Genomic DNA, 18165 nt, shown 5'->3' with positions numbered 1-18165 from the left:
AAAACGTTTACATAACCCCTGGACAGAACGCCTCGTCGGCCCTATCTTTCTATTGCTGCCTCGGCAGCACGCTCTATAGGGCGTTTCCTCCCTAAACTCAGGCCACGTGCGGTTCCCGTGCGTGGCTTTTTTTTGTCCGGCGCGTTTCGTTTGTTCGGCGTGCGGGGCTGGTCCCAAATCTCTCCCTTGCCCGGACCGGGCGAACCTGAGAAGCCGGAGGCGAAAAGCACGAGGACCCGAATGCCCCGCAACAGACCGATGATCCTTGCAGCGCTGGCGGCCTCCGCGGCCCTGGCCGCCGGATGCACCGATGTGAAGGAAAGCCTTCCGTCCCGGACCGCCACCGAACAGCTTCTGATCTCCAGCGCCGCGGACAACGCCGCCAACCGCCTGCGGCTGGACCTGCCGGCGGACAAGCGGGCCTTTCTGGACACCGGCAATTTCGACGGCACCGACGCCAAATACGCCGCCAGCGCGATCAAGGAATCGCTGCTGCGCCAGGGCATCCGCCTCGTCCCCGACCGGGCCGCCGCCGACACGATCATCGAGATCCGGCTGGGCGCGCTGTCGGTGAACCAGAGCAAGACGGTGCTGGGCATTCCTCCCATCACCCTGCCCGGCACCATCACCTTGCCGGAGGCGTCGGTCTACAGCTCCACCGAGAACCAGGCGGTCGCGAAATTCTCCGCCTTCGCCTACGACAACCAGAGCGGCGCCCTGGTCGCCTCGACGGAGCCGGCCTATGGCCTGTCGGGAGAGCAGAGCTACCGGGCGATGACGCTGTTCTCCTGGCGCACCTCGCCCCCCTACCCTGAAGACACCAACTGACGACACCGACCGACGCGGGCATTCCCGCACGAATTTTGCGTTCAACCAAAGCCATAGCCGCATTCTCTGGCGCGGCTGTGGGTGGACGCGTACCATGCCGTGGCCCCGCGGGGCGCGGCATCAAGCGCAAAGGCGACGGCACAGTGGACGAGCATGGGGCGGAGCGGGACAGCGGCGGCGTCCGACGATCGGAACAGCTGCTGCTCGCCCAGAAGACCGCCCTGGAGCGGGCGATCGGCGGCGCCGGGCTGGACGAGGTGCTGGCCCTGCTGGTCCGGGCGGGCGCCGAGCAGCTCAGCGCGCGGGCGGCCATCTTCCTGGTGAACGAAGACGGGCTCACCCTGCGCTTCGGCGTGGCCGCGGGCCTGCCGGACTCCTGCGCGCGGACGATGGACGGATCGGCGATCGGCCCGCAAGCCCTCTCCTGCGGTCAGGCCGCCCACAGCGGAAAACGGGTGGTGGTCGAGAACGTCGCGCTGGACCCGCACTGGGCGCCCCACCAGGCGCTGGCGCGCGAGCATGGCATCGCCGCCTGCTGGTCCACCCCGATCCGCGCGGTCGGCGGCGCGACCCTGGGCACCTTCACCATCTTCCACGCCGTCCCCTGCGTCCCCGCCCCGCCGGACCTGGAAACGGTGGATCTGCTGACGCACACCGCCGCCCTGCTGATCGAGCGGGACCGGACGGAGCGGGAGCGCCAGTCCAGCGAAGCGCTGCTGTCCTCGGTTCTGGAGCATCTGCCGGTCGGCGTCGCCGTCTACGACACGCAGGGCCGCACCACCCGCAACAACCGGCTGATGCGCGACTACACCAACGGTTCCCTGCCATCCGCCGACGACCGGGAGGCGTCGCGTTGGCGCGCCTTCCACCCCGACGGGCGGCCGGTCGAACGCAAGGATTTCTCGGGCGCGCGCGCCCTGCGGGGCGAGATCGTGGTGCCCGGCATGGATTTCCTGCACCGCGCCGCCGACGGGACGGAGCATTGGACGCGCGTGTCGGCCGCCCCGCTGCGCGACGGCGACGGGCGGATCACCGGCGTGGTCGCCGTGGTCAGCGACATCGACGCGGAAAAGCGGGCGGCGCAGGGCTTGGCCGCGGCGCTGGACGAGGCCCGCCGCAGCGAGCTGGTGGCCCACGAGATGAGCCACCGCATCATGAACAGCTTCCAGCTTCTGCACGGGCTGGTGTCGATGCAGACGGCCACAGTCACCGACCCGGCGGCGCGCAAGGCGGTGGAGCAGGCCTTCTCACGAATCCAGGCGATGGCGCTGGTGCAGCGCCGCCTGTTCGAGGCGACGCGCAACGACCTTGCCACGCTCGACGCGGCCGACTATCTGCAACGGCTGGGGGAAAGCCTGACCGGCGCCTTCATCGATTCGGGCCGCTGCACGCTGGTCATCGACGCCGCGCACGGAATCCCGATGCCCGCCGCGCAGGCCTCGTCCATGGGGCTGATCGTGACGGAGCTGGTGCTGAACGCCCTGAAGCACGCCTTCGGCGCGCAACAGCAGGGGACGGTGACGGTCCGCTTCGAAGCCTGCGGAGGCGACCGCCGGCTGACGGTGACCGACGACGGGGCCGGTCTGCCGGACGGGGCGGGCACGGTGAAGCCCGCCGGGTCGGGGAAGGGCATGGGCATGACGCTGGTGCACGGTCTGGTGCGCCAGCTCGCCGGAAAGCTGGAGATCGACCGCCCCGATCAGGGCGGCCGCCCCGGAACCCGCTTCGTTCTGACTTTTCCAGCCTGACTTTTGAGCTTTCAGCGGTCAGGCGTCGAAGGCACCGGATTCCGGGATGGCGCGGCGTCCTGATCCTTAGGCGACGGCTTCCATCGGCTTCTCGACCTTGCCGCCGAACCCGTTCTCCAGCGCCCAGATGGCGGCCTGGGTGCGGTTGGAGGCGTTGATCTTGCGCAGCAGGCTCTTCAGGTGAACCTTCACCGTCGCTTCGGTGATGTTCAGATGATTGGCGATCATCTTGTTGCTGTCACCCTGCAGCAGGCGCTCCAGGATCTGCGTCTCGCGCTGCGACAGGCCCTTGGCCGCGGTCGGGCCGTTGGCGCTGGTGTTGGCGCCGGCCTTGCCGGTGATGAGGAGGGCGGCGAGATGGGTCGGGAAGACCTTTTCGCCGATCATCACCAGACGCAGCGACTGCGCCAGCGCGGCGGGGGAGATGTCCTTCATCAGGAAGGCGTCGGCGCCGGCCTGGATGGCGTTGGCCATTTCCTGGGCGTCGAGGTGGCTGGCCAGAAGGACGAGCCGCGCGGTCGGATACTGCTCCCGCAGGACGGTGACGGCCTGGACCGTGCCGTTGGCGGAAGCCGGGTCCATCATGATCAGCTCGGGCGTGTCGCCCTCCATCATGCCCGGCGGCGGTACGTCGCTGAAACTGGCGGCCTCTTTCGTGATGCGGAACTCCCCTTCCGAGAAGAGGGCCTTCATGCCTTCGCGGAAAAGTTTGTTGGCGTCGATCAGAAAGATGGAGACCGATTGCATCGTCCAGTCACTCTCGAAGGTGATTGAGATGAGCAACCCTACCCTATCGTTGGCGGGCCGGCTACCCGTCCGTTAGTAGAATATTAACCAATGAAGTCCGAGGCACGTCCTCCCATCGGGCATATGCCCTCCCCGGAAAGCCGGTCCAGGACGCTCCCGGATGCCTGGAAACTCCGAAAAACCACGCCTGAACAGGCCACTACCCATTTTGCGCGGGAATCGAACGCCGTCTCGTTAATATCACGGCAACCATAATCGGCCATTGGTACAGTCATCGTAATTCATCGCTTGGATGGGTGCCCGACATGCCGATGGTGTCCATGTGGAAGAAGATCAGTCCCTGTCACTTCGTGATGCAGGACTGTCACCGCCGGATCGAAATCCGTTACCACGCCACCGGCTCGCAGAGCGGTTGGGGCGTCTACGCCGACGGAACTCTGGTGCAGCAGCGCGCCGCCTTCACCGAAGCGCGCGGCATTGCCATGGGGCTGGCGACCGGTTCCTGAAACGAGCCTTGCCCGCCTGATGTCACAGCGCGGACATTGGGCGGTTAACCGGCTCTTGAGACTGTTCCGCGCAGGATGGCCTTCGTCGCAGGAGGCCGTCATGACGTTCCGCCCACTTCCCCTTGTTTGGCGCCGGCTCGCGCTCTGCGCCCTTCTCGGCCTCATGGGGATCGCCTTCTGGGCCGCGCTGCAACCGCAGTTGGCGCCCAGCGGCCTTTACGGCTTCGACAAGCTGGTGCACGCCGGGGCCTTCGGGCTCCTCACCCTGCTCGGCATCCTGGCCAGCGCCAGCCGGCGCGCCGCCGTCCTGGCGGTTCTGGCGGTCTTCGCGCTCGGCGCCGCCATCGAGGTGGCGCAATCCTTCGTTCCGGGACGCGAGGCCAGCCTGTCCGATCTGGCCGGGGACGCCGTGGGAATCGCCCTGGGAATCATGACCATCCGGCTGGGACATCGCGCCATCCAACGCGCGCGCCGCGCGCGCCATGGAATAGTCACGCAGCCCGCGGCGTTTGCGTCCTTACCGGAGTGAGGGGACGCAGCGTCCGGATCGACAATCCCAAGCAGCCTCCTCCGTTTTTGGTTTTGTTCGTCCACCGAACTATGCTATGCCGAAAGGCAGGACATCTGGAGTAACGCTTATGGACTGGCATAACGAAAAGGCTAAGACCGGCGCCCGCGCCCTGGAATCCGCGTTCGGCGTGATGCTGACGGTCTGCGAGGCCACCGACGGCTGGTGGAACTGGCATGCGGAGCATGAGGGGCTGAGCTGGACCCCCGACGCCCGCTGGTTCGCCACCCGCCGCGAGGCGCAGGACGCGGCGGAGGAGTGGGCCTCCACCCTGGCGCCGCAGCATCTGGGCTTCCTCCACCGCGCGGCCTGACGCCGCAAGCTTATCGTGATCGGGGCGGTGCCGTTGACCCGCCCCGCGTCCGCTTCCACAATGGCTATCGTGCCAAGGCGACGGGAAGCGGCTGCGATCATCCCTTGGGACTGTTCATCAGCCCCATTGCGGTGACGAGATGCAGCACGAGACGCCTCCCCTTCCCGGACTTCCGCTTCAAAAAGCCTTCCTGCCGCCCGAGGCGACTCTGGTGGCGGTCGGAACCGGTGCCGGGCGTTGGACCGACGCCGCCACCGGCCGGAGATGCTTCGCCCTGTCGTCCACCCTGCCGGGACTCGACGCGTGGTGCAGTCCGGTTGGGCCGCGCCAGATCGACTGGCTGATTCTGGACGGCTGCGGCGACGCCCTGGCGGTGCTGGACGGTGCCGCCGATCTGTTGCGCCTGCGCCGCATCGACTTCCTTCAGTTCGAGGAGGCCGAGGCCGGTGGGCAACTGGCCGCGCTGTACGCGCGCCTGCAGGCCAACGGCTATTCGCTGTTCCGCTTCGCCGACCGCAATCTGGAATTCCGCGGCACGCCGCCGGATGACGGGCGCGTCGGCACGCACATGGCGGTCGCCCCACGGCACTGGAACCGGCTGTTCGCGCGCAGCCAGGGCATGTTCCGCTACAAGGACCTGTTCCCCCGCCACGGAGTCGTGCCGCGCGGCATCATCCATGTCGGCGCCCATGAGGGCGAGGAATACGCCAACTACCGGGAGGCCGGCGCCGACCGAGTCCTGTTCGTCGAGGCGGACCCGGCGACCTTCGCCACGCTCCAGGCCCGTTTCGCCGGCCACGGCGACGTCGTCTGCCTGAACGCCGCGGTGTCCGACCGAGCCGGGCGGGCGCGCTTTTCCCGCATGTCGAGCCGCCAGTCCAGCTCCCTGCTGGAGCCGACGGGCCATCTGACCGTCTATCCCCACATCACCGTCGACGAGGTCATCGAGGTGGAGACCCGGACCTTACCGGACCTGCTGGCGTCCCACGACCTCGCGCCAGAGGGGTTCAACGTGCTGGCGATCGACGCGCAGGGATCGGAATGCCGGATTCTCACCGGCTGCGGTGATCTGCTGGCCCGGTTCGACGCGGTGGTGACCGAGGTGAGCTACGCGGAGCTGTATGAGGGCTCGGGCCTCGCGGCCGATGTGGACGACATCCTGTTCGCCCACGGCTTCGACCGCGTCGCCGAAACCAGCCCCTACCATCACAGCTGGGGCGATGCGCTCTACGTTCGCCGTCCCGACTGACACTCGTCAGGGCAGCAGGACCGGCCCGCTCCAGGGATCGAAGGGCACCAGCCGCGCCCGTTCGCGGTCGGGGCGCAGGGCGGCGCGCAGCGCCGGGTTCAGCATCGCCGCCGTCACCGAGAAGGAGCTGTTGGACACGGCGACGTGATCGGCCCGCGACAGAATCCAGTGGTCGGTGAAGAACTCCGCCCCCGGCAGCGGCGCACCCAGATCGCCGGCGAGGACGGGGCGGTAGCGGGCGAAGCGGTCCGCCAGTTCCGGCGCGTCGGTGGCGAGATAGAGCACCGGCCGGTCCAACGTCGTCCACACCCCGGCCAGCCAGTCGAGATACCAGCCCTCCGGCGCGATCCAGAAGCGGTCGTTGAGGCCGAAATCGCCGCGGCGCAGATGGATCGCCACCAGGGTCCGCCCGCGCGTCCGCAACCCGTCCAGCGCCGCCGCGGCGCGCTCCGCCACCGCGCCGACCGGTGTGAAGAGGGCGCGGAACCGCGCGCGGTGCGGCGCCAGCGGCGCGGTGTCGCCGCAGAAATAGCCGACCACGTCGTGACCGTGCGCGTTCACCAGCGCCCGCCCGTCCAGCAGCGCCGGAACGCCGCAGTCCTCCTCGTGCAGGCTGGGCAGCGGCTGGCCGGAGAGCGGATCGTCCAGGCCGTAGAGAGGGCGCCCGATCCACTCCGGCGTTTCCAGCTCCATCCCGTTGCGCTCCGCGCAGACGCGCAGGTAACCGTATTGGAGAAGCTGGTTGCCGAAGCGTCCCGCATGACCGAGCGTGGACACCGACAGCCGGCGCTTGCCCGACGGTTGGCGCGGCGGCGGGCCGTCGCCCACGACCCGGCGCAGCAGCAGCACTGCACGGCGGGAGAAGCCCGTGCCCACACCCGGTGCGGCGGCGATCGCCCGGTCGTAGAGGGCCAGCGCCTCGCGGTCGGCCCCTTGCCCCTCGCGGACCTCACCGGCCAGCAGCAAGCCGGAGGGCAGGCCAGGGACGAGCCGCAGCGCCCAACGCGCGCAGCGGCTGGCCCACGCCGCATCCCCCCGCCGCAGCGCCGCGCGGCCGAGCGCCACCCAGGAGTCCCCGTCGTCCGGGCGCGCGGCCAGCGCCCGTTGCAGCAGCGTCGCCGCCCGCTCCGCCAAGCCGGCGCGCTCGCACAGCCGGCCATGTTCGGCCAGCGACGCCGCGTCGCCGGGACGCAGCCGGCCGGCGCGGTCCAGCGCCCGCCCGGCCGCCTCCAGGGCGTGCACCGCGTCGAGCGCCGCGCCGAGGGCGAGGTGCAGTTCCGCCGAGGCGGGGTCGAGCGACAGGCCGCGCCGCGCCGCCGCCAGCGCCGGGCGCGGCTTCTCGGCGATCTGCTGGGCGGCGGCGAGCCGGACCAGCAACCCGGTGTCGGCGGGTGCGGCCAGCGCCGCGCGCCGGCCGGCCGTGACCGCCGCGCCGCGCTGCCCCAGCTCGTTGCGCAGCAGGCAGAGGCTCGCCCAACAACCGCCCTGCGCGGGGTCCAGGGCCACCGCCGGACGCAGCGCCGCGACGGCCCTTTCCGTCTGGCCAAGCGCCCGCCGCGTTTCCGCCTCGGCCATGCGGGCACGCAACAGCGTCGGGTCGAGCCGGGCCGCGAGCCCGGCCAGCCGGGCGGCCTCATGCAACCGTCCAAGCCCCTTGGCGGCCATCGCCGCGTCGAAGGCGGCGGGCAGGTTTTGCGGATCGAGGGCCAGCACCCGTTCGTACAGCGCCGCGGCAGAGGCCAGGGCGCCGGAATCGAACGCGGTCTCGGCCAGTAGGCGGAGCGCCGGGGCCAGCCGCTCCGCCGCCTCCGCGTGATCCGGTTGCAGGCGCAGCGTGGCGAGCCAGCTCGCCGCCGCGCCCGCGGTCCGTCCGAGCGCGTCCTGAACCTTACCGCGGTTGAGGTGATAGGTCGGCGATGCCGGATCGCCGGCCACGGCGGCGTTGAGATGGGGAAGCGCCGCCGCCGCCCGCCCGGTCTGGGCAAGCAGAAGCCCCATCAGATGGCTGGCGCCGGGATGGCCGGGGACCGCCTCCAGGATCCGCCCATAGAGGGTCTCCGCCTCCGCCACGCGCCCGGCGATGTGATGGTCGAGCGCGATGGACAGGGCTTCGGAAACGGTGGCCATGAGCCGGGGCAATCCGCGTGGGGCCGCTTCGGGATGGCCTCACAGTGGCCGGGCCACCCCCGGACTGTCAACCGTCGGCCTGTCAACCGCCAAACTGTCAACCGCCGGGCTTGGCCTTTGCGGCCGGGAACACCCTCGCGCGTAGGAAGTCCACCAGCGCCCGCACCTTCGGCGAGGGGTGCTTGCTCGCCGGCCACAGCACATGGAAAACGCCGGTGCGCCCCACGTGATCGGCCAGGACCGGCTCCAGCCGGCCGTCTGCCAACAGATCGCGGATGGCGAAGTCCGGAAGGTAGGCGATCCCCAGCCCCTGCAGCGCGAAGCACACGCGCGTTTCGATGTTGTTGCAGATCATCGAGGTCGGCAGTTGCAGTTCGGGCTCGCCGGGCGCCTGCCGCAGCGCCCAGGTTTCCAGCTTGCCGCTGTTGGGAAAGCGGTAGTGCAGGCAGGCGTGCCGCCGCAGATCGGCCGGCGTTTGCGGCGTGCCCCGCCGCGCCAGATAGTCCGGCGAGGCGACCAGCAACAAACGGAAGTTCCCCAGCCGGCGCGCCGACAGCCGTGAATCGGCCGGCTCGCCCGTGCGCACCACGGCATCGAAGCCCTCCTCGATCACGTCGACCATGCGGTCGGTAAAGTCCAGGTCCAGTTCGATCTCGGGATAGGCGCGCATGAATTCGCCAAGCACCGGCAGGACCAGCGAGCTGACCAGCGGCAGGCTGACGCGCAGGCGTCCGCGCGGCACGGCGGAGGCCTGTGACAGCTCCAGCTCCGCCGCCTCGATCTCGGCCAGGATGCGGCGGCTGCGCTCCAGGAACAGCGTGCCCTCGGCGGTCAGCGTGACGCTGCGCGTGCTGCGGTGGAACAGGCGCACGCCCAGCTTCTCCTCCAGCCGCGCCACGCTCTTGCCGACGGCCGAGGCCGACACGCCGAGCAGCCGGCCGGCGGCGACGAAGCTGCGCGTCTCGGCAACCTGCACGAACACCACGAAGCCGTTCAGGCTGTCCATCCGGCTCCTCCATTGCGGACACACAACTCCGCATAATCAGGAACTGCACCCGACTTTTTCTTTAATAGCAGGATTTTTATCGTCACGGCATCGCCAATTGAAACGAGCCGCGTGCCATGACGCATCCGCCCTTTGTCCTCCGCCAAGGCGTTCCGCCGGCGAATCTCCGTGAGCGCGTTCACAGCGCTGTCCAGCGGGCGCTCGACGAGCAGCGGCTTGTCGGCGCCGTCGTCCTGGTGGCGAGGGACGGCGCGCTGCTCCACCGGCAGGCCGCCGGCTTCGCCGACCGCGAAAGCGCGCGGCCGATGGCCGTGGAGACGGTCTTCCGTCTGGCCTCGGTCAGCAAGCCCATCGTCTCCACCGCGGCGCTGGCTCTGGTGGCGCAAGGCCGGCTCGACCTCGACGCGGACATCGCGCGCTGGCTGCCCCGGTTCCAGCCCCGGCTGGCCGATGGCCGACCGGCGCGCATCACGGCGCGGCAGTTGCTCAGCCACACGGCCGGTCTCGGCTACCGCTTCTTCGAGGCCGACGCGGACGGCCCCTATGCGCGGGCCGGCGTGTCGGACGGCATGGACGCGTCCGGCATCAGCCTGGACGAGAACCTGCTCCGCCTCGCCGACGTGCCGCTGCTTTACGAACCGGGGACGGGCTGGGGCTACTCACTGGCGACCGACGTGCTGGGCGCGCTGGTCGCGCGGGTCCACGGCACGACGCTGGACGAGGCGGTGCGCCGTCTGGTGACCGGCCCGCTGGGCATGGCGGACACCGGCTTCACCGCCCACGATCCCCGGCGCGTGGCGACCGCCTATGTGGGTGATGCACCGCGGCCGCATCGGCTGGCCGAGGGCGAGACGGTCTCCCCTTTCGAGGGCGCCGTCGGCATCGCCTACAGCCCTGCGCGCATCTTCGATCCGCAGGCCTTTCCGTCGGGCGGCGCGGGCATGGCGGGGACGGCGGAGGACCTTCTGCGGCTGCTGGAGACCCTGCGCCAAGGCGGTGGTGCGCTCCTCCCCGGCGAGCTGATCGCGGAGATGGCCCGGGACCAGACGGGCGGCCGGGACCTGCCCAACGCGCCCGGCTTCGGCTTCGGGCTGGGCTTCTCGGTCCTGCGCGACCGGATCTCGGCCGCCTCGCCCGAATCGGAGGGCACTTGGCGCTGGGGCGGCGCCTACGGCCATTCCTGGTTCGTGGACCGGGCGCGGGGCCTCAGCGTCGTCGCCTTCACCAACACGCTCTACGAGGGCATGTCTGGCCGCTTCGTCACCGACCTGCGCGACGCGGTCTATGGCGCCCTGGAGGCGCGGCCATGAGGACGCCCCCGCGCACGCGCGCCGCCGCTTCGGACCGCCTGCCCCTGGCCTCGCTGCTGGCGCTCGCCATGGCGGCCTTCATCACCATCCTCACCGAAGCGCTGCCCGCCGGACTGCTGCCGCAGATGGCCCAAGGGCTGGGAGTGACCGAGGCCTGGGTCGGCCAGACCGTGACGATCTACGCCGCCGGTTCGCTGGCGGCGGCCATCCCGCTGACCGCCGCCACGCAGGGGGTGCGCCGCCGCCCGCTGCTGCTGGCGGCCATCGCCGGCTTCGTCGTCGCCAACACCGTCACGACCTTTTCCGGCAGCTTCGCCCTGACCATGGTGGCGCGCTTCCTGGCGGGCGTATCGGCCGGCCTGATGTGGGCGCTGCTGGCGGGCTATGCCGCGCGCATGGTGCCCGACCACCAGAAAGGCCGGGCCATCGCCGTCGCGATGGTCGGCACGCCGCTGGCGCTGTCGCTCGGCGTGCCGGCCGGCACCTTCCTGGGCGCTCTGGTGGGCTGGAGGGTGTGCTTCGGCATCATGAGCGCCTTGGCGCTGGCGCTCATGCTGTGGGTGCGCGGCGCGCTGCCGGACTTCGCCGGGCAGGCGGCCGGCAGGCGTCTGTCGCCCGGGCGCGTGTTCACCCTGGCCGGCGTACGCCCGGTGCTGTTCGTGGTGCTGGCCTTCGTGCTGGCGCACAACATCCTCTACACCTACATCGCGCCGTTCCTGGCGGCGTCGGGCATGGAAAGGCGGACGGATCTGGCGCTGCTGCTGTTCGGCGTCGCGTCGCTGCTGGGCATCTGGATCGTCGGCGCGCTGATCGACGGCCATCTGCGGGCGCTGACGCTGGCCAGCACCGGCCTGTTCGGTCTGTCCACGCTGGCGCTCGGCGTGGCGGGCGATGCCCCGGCCGTGGTCCTTGCGGCGGTGGCCGCCTGGGGCCTGGCGTTTGGTGGTGCGGCGACGCTGTTCCAGACGGCCCTGGCCAGGACCGCGGGCGACGCGGCGGATGTCGCCCAGTCCATGCTGGTCACCGCTTGGAACACGGCCATTGCCGGCGGCGGCATCGTCGGCGGCGTGCTGCTCGAACGGCTGGGCGTCGGCGCCTTCGCGCCGGCCCTGCTGGTACTGCTGCTGGCGGCGCTGCTGGTGGTGTGGGGAGCGAGGCGGCACGGCTTTCCGCCTCCGGCCGACGCGGCCGGAGGCGGAGAGGAGGCCGCCGTCTCCGTCAGTCCGTGCGGTCCAGCCGGCGCAGATGCAGCATGTAGAGCCGGGAGAAGCGCGTCACCAGATCGTGGAACGGCAGCGGCTTCACCGGGGTGAAGGGCAAGGCCAGCTCTTGCGCGCCCGTCCCCGTGGCGTGGCGTGCCAGTTCGCGGCCAACGGCGGTGCCCAGCGCCATGCCGCGTCCGTTGTAGCCGACCGCCCCGGTCACGCCGGGCGCCAGCTCGTGGAAGTGGGGCCGGAAATCGGCGGTCATCGCCAGATGCCCGCTCCAGCTCCGCGCGATGGCCGGATTGCCGATTTGGGGGAAGACGCGGCGGATGCGTTCCCGCGTGCGCTCCCGCGCCCGCCGCTCGGCGTCCGCCGACCGCACCAGCGTGCAGCCGGAGACCAGCCGGTTGTCGGCAGTCCAGCGGAAGAAATGCAGGTCGCCGCGGGTGTCGCTGCACGCCATGTCGGAGGGCAGCACGCTGGCGCGCAGGGCGGCGGGCAGCGGCTCCGTCACCATCTGGAAGTTCAGCACCGGCACGACCGAGCGGCGCAGCCCCGGCCACAGATCGTCGGTGTAGGCGTTGGTCGCCAGCACGACGCGGTCGGCGGTCACGCTGCCCCGCGGCGTGGTCAGGGTCCAGCCGGTGCCGGCGCGCCCGATGGACACCACCGGCGTGTCGCTGTGGATCGCCACGCCCAGCCCGAGGGCGGCCCGCGCCATTTCGCGGGCCAGCGACAGCGGGTTCACATGCCCGCCGGTCGGGGCGACCATGGCGCCGTGCCAGAAGCGCGTGCCCAGCGCCCGTTCCGTCTGCGCCGCGTCGAGCAGCGCGACCTCGGCCCCCAGCGCCCGCCATTGCGCGACCCGCTGCTCGGCCGCCTTCATGCGGCCGGGCCGGTGGGCCGGCTGGATCCAGCCCTTCTGCACGCCGTCACAGCGCATCTGGTAGCGCTCGATCAGGTCGAAGACCAGCGCCGCCGAGCCGCCGACCATGCGGGCCAGCGCCGATCCCTTCGCCTCGCCGTAGGCCGCCGTCAGGTTGACGGGGTCGAGGCGCGACAGCGTCGGGATGATCTGGCCGTTGTTGCGGCCCGACCCGCCGAAGCCCGGCTCGCGCGCCTCCAGCACCGCCACGCGCACGCCCTGCTCGGCCAGATGGATCGCCGTGGACAGGCCGGTGACGCCCGCCCCGACCACCGCCACGTCCACCCGGACCGACCCGTCCAGCGGACCGGTCTCCGGGCCGGTGACGGCACTCGCCGCCCAATGGGAGTCCGGCAGCGGCGCGTCCAGCAGCGGTTTGAGAAGCGCGCTCATCGCGTCCCCTCCTCCACCAGCAGCGTCTTGGCCAGCGCCACCCAATAGCTGGCGCCGATGGCCAGGTTGGCGTCGTTGAAGTCGTAGCCGGGGTTGTGCAGCAGGCAGCCGCCGTCGGTCGGCCCGTTGCCCAGCCAGACGTAGCAGCCCGGCCGCTCCTTCAGCATGAAGGCGAAATCCTCCGCCCCCATGGAGGGCATCGGGTCGTGGTCGATGTTCGCCTCGCCGACCAGCGTGGCGGCGACGCGGGCGCACAGCGCGGTCTCGGCGGCGCTGTTGACCGTCGCCGGGTAGCGCCGCTCGTAGCGCACGCTGGCGGTGCAGCCGAAGGCGGCGGCGGTGTGCTCGGCCAGCGCGCGCAGCCGCGCCTCCACCACGTCCTGCACCCCTTCCTTGAAGGCGCGGACGGTGCCGCGCAGCGTGACCTCCGCCGGGATGACGTTCCAGGTGTCTCCGCCGGTGATCCAGGTGGTGGAGACCACGGCGCTGTCCAGCGGGTGCAGGCTGCGCCCCGGAATGGTCTGCAGGGTGGTCAGCAGATGGCCGGCGGCGGTCATCGGATCGTGGCCGAGATGCGGCATGGCGGCGTGGCTGCCCTTGCCGTGGACCGTCACCTCGAAGATATCGTAGCTGCCCATCATCGGCCCCGGCCGCAGCGCGATCTGCCCAAGCGGCAGGCCCGGCCAGTTGTGCATGCCGTAGACGCCGTCCACCGGGAACCGCTCGAACAGCCCCTCGGCGATCATCTCGCGGGCACCGCCCTCGTTCTCCTCCGCCGGCTGGAAGATGACGTGCAGCGTCCCAGCGAAGTCGGGATCGTCGGCCAGGACCTTGGTGGCTCCCAGCAGCATGGTGGTGTGGCCGTCGTGGCCGCAGGCGTGCATCCGCCCCGGATTGACCGAGCGGTGGGCGAAGTCGTTGGTCTCGTGAATGTGCAGCGCGTCCATGTCGGCGCGCAGCGCGATGGCGCGGCCGCCGGGGCGGCGGCCCTTCAGCGTGCCGACCACGCCGGTGCGCCCCAGCCCCGTCGCCACCTCCAGCCCGAAGGCGCGCAGCTTGTCCGCGACGAAGGCGGCGGTCTCGTGCTCCTCGAAGGCGGTTTCGGGATGGGCGTGCAGATGGTGCCGCCACTGCCGCATCTCCGGGGCCAGGGCCTCGGCGGCGGGATGCAGGCGGACGTTCGCGGGGATGGTCATTCCGGGGACTCCTGGGGTCCGCCCGCCGGCAGGCTGTAGCGGAAGTCGCAGTGGCTGGCGCCCTGCATGATGGTCTGGGTGCGGGTGAAGCGGACGTCGGGCCGGTAGCCGCACATGAACTCGCCGTCCCGGTTGCAGGACAGGATGTCGCCGATCTCCTCCACGCCCATGGCGCGGTAGCTTTCGGCGTAGCGGCAGCGGGTAACGTTGAAGCCCAGCCGGTCGGGCGCGCTCTCGATCACCTCCAGCCGCAGGGCGTCCCCGGCGGTCCACAGGGCCAGCCGCTCGTGGAAGGTGGCGAGATCGGCGGTGCCGCGGGTGGCGCGGTCCTCCGCCGCCATGGCGGCGCCGGCCTCGCGTGCCATCACCTCGATGGCGCGGGCGAGCACGGCGCGCGCCTGCTCCCGCCCGATCTCGGGCAGGAGCTGGTCGTAGAGCGCCTTGGCGAAGGCCGCCTCGATGCGCCGCCGCTCCAAGATGGGCAGGGGAGCAGACGCGGGAGCGGCGTTTTCGGTGTCGTTGGTCATCGCTGCGATCCTTTTTCCGTCAGCCGCCGAGATAGGCCGCCCGCACGCGCGGGTCGGCGGCCAGATCGGCGGCGCTGCCCGAGAGTGTCACCCTTCCCGCCTCCATGACATAGGCGTGATCGGCGACACGCAGCGCGGCGCGGGCGTTCTGCTCCACCAGCAGGATCGAGGTGCCCTCGCCGCGGATCTGGACCAGCAGGTCGAAAATCTGCTTCACCACCATCGGCGCGAGGCCGAGCGACGGCTCGTCGAGCAGTAGCAGGCGGGGCTTCGACATCAGGGCGCGGGCGATGCACAGCATCTGCTGCTCGCCGCCCGACAGCGATCCCGCCTTCTGGGTCAGCCGCTCGCGCAGGCGGGGGAACAGCTCCAGCATCCGTTCCATGCGGGCGGCGCGGTCGTGGCGCAGCGTCCGCCCGCCGAGCAGAAGGTTCTCCCGCACCGTCATGGTGCCGAAGATCTGCCGCCCCTCCGGCGCCTGGGCGAGGCCGCGGCGCACCACCTCGTGGCTGGGGCTGTCGGTCATATCCTCGCCGTCGAAGACGGTGGCGCCGCCCGTGGTGCGGTAGATGCCCGACAGCGCGCGCATCAGCGTGGTCTTGCCGACGCCGTTGGCGCCCAGCACGGCGACGATGGCCCCCTCCGCCACGTCGAGCGAGACGCCGCGCAGGATCTCCTGCGGCCCCATGCGCACCGTCAGGTCGCGGACTTCAAGGATGCGGCGGGTGGCGATGGCGTGTGCGGCGTCAAGCGGCATCGTCTTCCACTCCCAGATAGGCTTCGAGGACGGCGGGATCGCGCTGCACCGCCTCCGGCGTGCCGTCGGCGATCTTGCGGCCGGACGCCAGGACGATGACCCGGCTGCAGCTTCCCATCACCAGCCCCATGTCGTGCTCCACCAGCAGAACGGTGACGCCGCCGGCGTGCAGGCGGCGGATGAAGTCGGCCAGCTCCGCCGTCTCGGTGTCGTTCAGGCCGGCCGCCGGCTCGTCGAGGATCAGCAGCCGGGGCGCGGTAGCCAGGGCGCGGGCGATCTCCAGATACTTGCGCTTGCCGTAGGACAGGTTGGCGGCGATGTCCCCGGCCTGGGCGGTCAGGCCGACGCGCTCCAGCGCCTCCCAGCTGCGCTCGCTGACCGCGCGGCTGTGGGCGCGGCCGTTGACCAGCGCCCGCCAGGGCGACTGGCCGAAGGCGCCGACCGCCCCGACGGACACGTTGTCGAACACCGTCATGTTGGGGAAGACGCGCAGGTTCTGGAAGGTGCGGCCCATGCCCATGCGGGCGATCTGCCAGGGCTTGCGCCCCGTGACGTCCTGCCCATCGAAGGTCACCGTGCCGTCCGACGGCGGGGTGAAACCGGTGATCAGGTTGAACAGGGTGGTCTTGCCGGCGCCGTTGGGGCCGATCAGCCCGACCAGCTCGCCCTTGGCGATGGTGGCGCTGACGTCGCTGACCGCCAGCAGACCGCCGAAGCGCCGGGTCAGCCCCTGGATGGAGAGAAGCGTGTTGCTCATGATCCGCCTCACTTCCAGCCGACGGGCGTGCCGCCGGCGATGGTGGCCCAGCCGCGGGAGAAGGAGCGGCGGACGAAGCCCAGCGCGGTGCCTTCGGCCAGCATGCCCTTGGGCAGCAGCAGGATGGACAGGAACATGGTCGCCCCGACGGCGATCATGCGGTAATCGCCGATGTCGCGCAGCGCCTCCGGCAGAACGATCATGAACAGGGCGCCGACGACGGCGCCGGGAAGGCTGCCCAGCCCGCCGACCACCACCATCGCCAGGATCAGGATCGATTCCATGAAGCGGAAGTTGTCCGGCGCGATGTAGGCGGAGGTGTGGGCGAGCAGCGCCCCGGCGATGCCGGCGAAGAAGGTGGCGACGACGAAGGACTCGATCTTCAGCCGCTCCACGTTGATGCCCATGCTGTCGGCGCACTGGTCGTCCTCGCGGAGGGCCCGCAGCGCGTTGCCGTAGTAGGAGTGGGTCAGCCGGTGCAGCACCCAGACGCAGGCGACGGCGATGACCGCGACCGCCAGATAGCGGCTGAGCAGCGTGTCGGCCTGCCAGCCGAACAGCGAGATCGGCGGGATGCCGCGGATGCCCATCGGGCCGCGGGTCACGTCCACCCAGTTCAGCAGGACCACGTAGATCATCTCGCCGATGCCGAGCGTGGCGACGGCGAAGTAGATGCTGACCAGCCGCATGGTCGGCAGCGCCACCAGGAAGCCGAACAACGCGGCGATCAGCCCCGCCGCCGGCAGCGTGACGATGAAGGGCAGGCCGAGCTTCGTGGACAGCAGGGCCGCCGCGTAGGCGCCGATGCCGTAGAAGGCGGCGTGGCCGATCGACGAGCAGCCCGGCGGTGCCCGTCACATGGTTCAGGCTGGCCGACAGGATCACGAAGATCATCGTCGTGATGGCGATCTGGGCGAGGTAGCTGGACCCGGTGCCGACGATCGCGGCGGGCACGGCGCCGAAGGCGACCGCCAGCAGAAGGAGGGTCCAGGCGAACCGCCGGCCTCGCCCGGAAAACGCGGCGGGCGGCGCGAGGGTGGCCGGCATCAGCCGGGCGTCAGGCACGTTCACGTCCATGTCCGAACAATCCTTGCGGGAAGAAGACCAGCGTGATGACCAGAAGGCTGTAGGTGATCAGGTCCTTCCAGCCGCTCGACAGGAACTCGGTCGCGATGCTCTCCGACACGCCGAGCAGCAGGGCGCAGGCGACCGCCCCCGGGATGCTCGACAGGCCGCCCATCACCATGGCGACGAAGGCCTTGACGCCCGGCGCGAAGCCCATGTGCGGCGAGATGGCGCCGTCGTAGAGGCCGACCAGGATTCCCGCCGTGGCGCCCAGCATCGAGCCGACCGCGAAGGTGGTGACGATGGTGCGGTCGGTGTTGATGCCGACGTAGCGGGCGCCGAGCTGGTTGTTGGACACCGCACGGATGCCGAGTCCGGTCTGGGTGCGGTAGAGCAGGAACTGCAGCGCGCCCAGCATGACGGCGGAGGTGGCGAAGATGACCAGACTGCCGCTGGCGACCATGACCGGCCCGATGGCGACCGGCTGCTGCAGCAGGTAGCCGGACGGGATGCCCTGCATGTCGCCGCCGAAGATGTGCATCATGATCTCGCGCGTCACGATCGACACGGCGAGCGAGGAGAGCAGCGTCGCCTCGCGCATGGCGCGGGACTTCTGGCTGGCCTCGTCGGTGAAGCGGCGGAAGGGGCGGAAGGCGATGCGCTCCAGCCCGACGCCGGACACCGCGCCCACCGCCAGAACCAGCGGCACCACCGCCAGCAGCGGCGGGGCCATCGCGGTGATGACCATCAGCCCGACGAAGGCGCCGATGGTGTAGACCTCGCCGTGGGCGAAGTTGACGACGTTCAGGACGCCGAAGATCAGCGTGAAGCCGATCGCCATCAGGGCGTAGACGCACCCGATGGACAGGCCGTTGATGACCTGCTGAAGGAAGAAGACATCGAAGACCATGGCGTGCTCCAGGCTTCGGGGAGCGCGC

General features: G+C 70.7%; 18 protein-coding genes. 8 read left to right on the top strand and 10 right to left on the bottom strand.

Translation table 11 applies throughout. From position 1 onward, the window contains the following. Window positions 1-240: 240 nt before the first annotated feature. Together ACWPN7_RS09225 and ACWPN7_RS09220 are read left to right on the top strand one after the other, a co-directional pair. On the top strand, window positions 241-828 hold the full coding sequence (locus ACWPN7_RS09225) for a DUF6655 family protein (RefSeq protein WP_456525859.1): 588 nt from the start codon (window positions 241-243) through the stop codon (window positions 826-828). Window positions 829-971: 143 nt separating this feature from the next. After that, window positions 972-2576 carry a sensor histidine kinase gene (locus tag ACWPN7_RS09220; RefSeq protein WP_459197532.1) on the top strand — a complete coding sequence of 535 codons (1605 nt, stop codon included), beginning with the start codon at window positions 972-974 and terminating at the stop codon, window positions 2574-2576. Window positions 2577-2642: 66 nt separating this feature from the next. On the opposite strand, the gene ACWPN7_RS09215 is transcribed toward ACWPN7_RS09220, so the two are convergent. Continuing rightward, window positions 2643-3323 (bottom strand): LuxR C-terminal-related transcriptional regulator, encoded by a 681-nt coding sequence (locus ACWPN7_RS09215; RefSeq protein ID WP_014200193.1) that lies wholly within the window; start codon window positions 3321-3323, stop codon window positions 2643-2645. A gap of 305 nt (window positions 3324-3628) precedes the next feature. On the opposite strand from ACWPN7_RS09215, the gene ACWPN7_RS09210 reads away from it, so the two are divergent. From ACWPN7_RS09210 to ACWPN7_RS09195, 4 genes are all read left to right on the top strand, one after another. After that, window positions 3629-3829 (top strand): hypothetical protein, encoded by a 201-nt coding sequence (locus ACWPN7_RS09210; protein ID WP_014200194.1) that lies wholly within the window; start codon window positions 3629-3631, stop codon window positions 3827-3829. A gap of 100 nt (window positions 3830-3929) precedes the next feature. Continuing rightward, complete coding sequence (locus tag ACWPN7_RS09205) at window positions 3930-4358, top strand: VanZ family protein (RefSeq protein ID WP_014200195.1); 429 nt, start codon at window positions 3930-3932, stop codon at window positions 4356-4358. Window positions 4359-4467: 109 nt separating this feature from the next. Further along, window positions 4468-4710, top strand: coding sequence for a hypothetical protein (locus ACWPN7_RS09200; RefSeq protein ID WP_040137885.1), 243 nt, complete (start codon window positions 4468-4470; stop codon window positions 4708-4710). A gap of 139 nt (window positions 4711-4849) precedes the next feature. After that, on the top strand, window positions 4850-5959 hold the full coding sequence (locus ACWPN7_RS09195) for an FkbM family methyltransferase (protein WP_459197533.1): 1110 nt from the start codon (window positions 4850-4852) through the stop codon (window positions 5957-5959). A 6-nt stretch (window positions 5960-5965) separates the two neighbouring features. Here the strand turns inward: ACWPN7_RS09195 and ACWPN7_RS09190 are convergent, their stop codons facing one another. Together ACWPN7_RS09190 and ACWPN7_RS09185 are read right to left on the bottom strand one after the other, a co-directional pair. Beyond that, the gene (locus ACWPN7_RS09190) at window positions 5966-8086 is read right to left on the bottom strand and encodes a tetratricopeptide repeat protein (protein WP_459197534.1); all 2121 of its coding nucleotides are present in this window, start codon (window positions 8084-8086) and stop codon (window positions 5966-5968) included. Window positions 8087-8183: 97 nt separating this feature from the next. After that, a complete protein-coding gene (locus tag ACWPN7_RS09185; RefSeq protein WP_103040635.1) occupies window positions 8184-9092 on the bottom strand; it encodes a LysR family transcriptional regulator in 909 nt (302 codons plus the stop codon). Window positions 9093-9208: 116 nt separating this feature from the next. On the opposite strand from ACWPN7_RS09185, the gene ACWPN7_RS09180 reads away from it, so the two are divergent. Both ACWPN7_RS09180 and ACWPN7_RS09175 read left to right on the top strand, forming a co-directional pair. After that, the gene (locus tag ACWPN7_RS09180) at window positions 9209-10402 is read left to right on the top strand and encodes a serine hydrolase domain-containing protein (RefSeq protein WP_492273255.1); all 1194 of its coding nucleotides are present in this window, start codon (window positions 9209-9211) and stop codon (window positions 10400-10402) included. Beyond that, on the top strand, window positions 10399-11715 hold the full coding sequence (locus ACWPN7_RS09175) for an MFS transporter (RefSeq protein ID WP_492273254.1): 1317 nt from the start codon (window positions 10399-10401) through the stop codon (window positions 11713-11715). The genes ACWPN7_RS09180 and ACWPN7_RS09175 overlap by 4 nt, the downstream gene beginning before the upstream one ends. Here ACWPN7_RS09175 and ACWPN7_RS09170 read toward each other — a convergent pair. The 7 genes from ACWPN7_RS09170 to ACWPN7_RS09140 all read right to left on the bottom strand — a co-directional run bounded on the left by ACWPN7_RS09170 (window position 11621) and on the right by ACWPN7_RS09140 (window position 18137). Continuing rightward, window positions 11621-12925: an NAD(P)/FAD-dependent oxidoreductase gene (locus tag ACWPN7_RS09170; protein ID WP_201043583.1), complete on the bottom strand. Its 1305-nt coding sequence runs from the start codon at window positions 12923-12925 to the stop codon at window positions 11621-11623. The two genes, ACWPN7_RS09175 and ACWPN7_RS09170, sit on opposite strands and share 95 nt — an antisense overlap. Further along, entirely contained in the window at window positions 12922-14121 is a 1200-nt protein-coding gene (locus ACWPN7_RS09165; protein ID WP_407825174.1) for a M20 aminoacylase family protein, read from the bottom strand. Before ACWPN7_RS09165 ends, ACWPN7_RS09170 begins: the two co-directional genes overlap by 4 nt. Further along, the gene (locus ACWPN7_RS09160; protein ID WP_456530755.1) at window positions 14118-14648 is read right to left on the bottom strand and encodes an L-2-amino-thiazoline-4-carboxylic acid hydrolase; all 531 of its coding nucleotides are present in this window, start codon (window positions 14646-14648) and stop codon (window positions 14118-14120) included. Before ACWPN7_RS09160 ends, ACWPN7_RS09165 begins: the two co-directional genes overlap by 4 nt. Window positions 14649-14667: 19 nt before the next feature. Beyond that, window positions 14668-15405 (bottom strand): ABC transporter ATP-binding protein, encoded by a 738-nt coding sequence (locus tag ACWPN7_RS09155; protein ID WP_051658724.1) that lies wholly within the window; start codon window positions 15403-15405, stop codon window positions 14668-14670. Further along, complete coding sequence (locus ACWPN7_RS09150; RefSeq protein WP_456525847.1) at window positions 15395-16162, bottom strand: ABC transporter ATP-binding protein; 768 nt, start codon at window positions 16160-16162, stop codon at window positions 15395-15397. The genes ACWPN7_RS09155 and ACWPN7_RS09150 overlap by 11 nt, the downstream gene beginning before the upstream one ends. Window positions 16163-16170: 8 nt before the next feature. Then, window positions 16171-16944, bottom strand: a complete 774-nt coding sequence (locus tag ACWPN7_RS09145; protein ID WP_492273280.1) for a branched-chain amino acid ABC transporter permease — start codon at window positions 16942-16944, stop codon at window positions 16171-16173. Window positions 16945-17219: 275 nt separating this feature from the next. Further along, window positions 17220-18137: a branched-chain amino acid ABC transporter permease gene (locus tag ACWPN7_RS09140; RefSeq protein WP_059399728.1), complete on the bottom strand. Its 918-nt coding sequence runs from the start codon at window positions 18135-18137 to the stop codon at window positions 17220-17222. Window positions 18138-18165: the final 28 nt, after the last annotated feature.

The organism is Azospirillum sp. UENF 312511 (assembly GCF_058780635.1).
The sequence above is the reverse complement of the archived record's forward strand: the minus strand, read 5'-3'. Positions and strand labels throughout refer to the sequence as shown.

Excerpts from the sequence above, each read along its gene's own strand:
- ACWPN7_RS09225 (WP_456525859.1), top strand. The coding sequence starts at position 241 with ATGCCCCGCAACAGACCGATGATCCTTGCAGCGCTGGCGGCCTCCGCG.
- ACWPN7_RS09175 (WP_492273254.1), top strand. The coding sequence starts at position 10,399 with ATGAGGACGCCCCCGCGCACGCGCGCCGCCGCTTCGGACCGCCTGCCC.
- ACWPN7_RS09200 (WP_040137885.1), top strand. The coding sequence starts at position 4,468 with ATGGACTGGCATAACGAAAAGGCTAAGACCGGCGCCCGCGCCCTGGAA.
- ACWPN7_RS09150 (WP_456525847.1), bottom strand. The coding sequence starts at position 16,162 with ATGAGCAACACGCTTCTCTCCATCCAGGGGCTGACCCGGCGCTTCGGC.
- ACWPN7_RS09195 (WP_459197533.1), top strand. The coding sequence starts at position 4,850 with ATGCAGCACGAGACGCCTCCCCTTCCCGGACTTCCGCTTCAAAAAGCC.
- ACWPN7_RS09190 (WP_459197534.1), bottom strand. The coding sequence starts at position 8,086 with ATGGCCACCGTTTCCGAAGCCCTGTCCATCGCGCTCGACCATCACATC.
- ACWPN7_RS09140 (WP_059399728.1), bottom strand. The coding sequence starts at position 18,137 with ATGGTCTTCGATGTCTTCTTCCTTCAGCAGGTCATCAACGGCCTGTCC.
- ACWPN7_RS09205 (WP_014200195.1), top strand. The coding sequence starts at position 3,930 with ATGACGTTCCGCCCACTTCCCCTTGTTTGGCGCCGGCTCGCGCTCTGC.
- ACWPN7_RS09170 (WP_201043583.1), bottom strand. The coding sequence starts at position 12,925 with ATGAGCGCGCTTCTCAAACCGCTGCTGGACGCGCCGCTGCCGGACTCC.
- ACWPN7_RS09210 (WP_014200194.1), top strand. The coding sequence starts at position 3,629 with ATGCCGATGGTGTCCATGTGGAAGAAGATCAGTCCCTGTCACTTCGTG.
- ACWPN7_RS09155 (WP_051658724.1), bottom strand. The coding sequence starts at position 15,405 with ATGCCGCTTGACGCCGCACACGCCATCGCCACCCGCCGCATCCTTGAA.
- ACWPN7_RS09160 (WP_456530755.1), bottom strand. The coding sequence starts at position 14,648 with ATGACCAACGACACCGAAAACGCCGCTCCCGCGTCTGCTCCCCTGCCC.
- ACWPN7_RS09185 (WP_103040635.1), bottom strand. The coding sequence starts at position 9,092 with ATGGACAGCCTGAACGGCTTCGTGGTGTTCGTGCAGGTTGCCGAGACG.
- ACWPN7_RS09165 (WP_407825174.1), bottom strand. The coding sequence starts at position 14,121 with ATGACCATCCCCGCGAACGTCCGCCTGCATCCCGCCGCCGAGGCCCTG.
- ACWPN7_RS09180 (WP_492273255.1), top strand. The coding sequence starts at position 9,209 with ATGACGCATCCGCCCTTTGTCCTCCGCCAAGGCGTTCCGCCGGCGAAT.
- ACWPN7_RS09215 (WP_014200193.1), bottom strand. The coding sequence starts at position 3,323 with ATGCAATCGGTCTCCATCTTTCTGATCGACGCCAACAAACTTTTCCGC.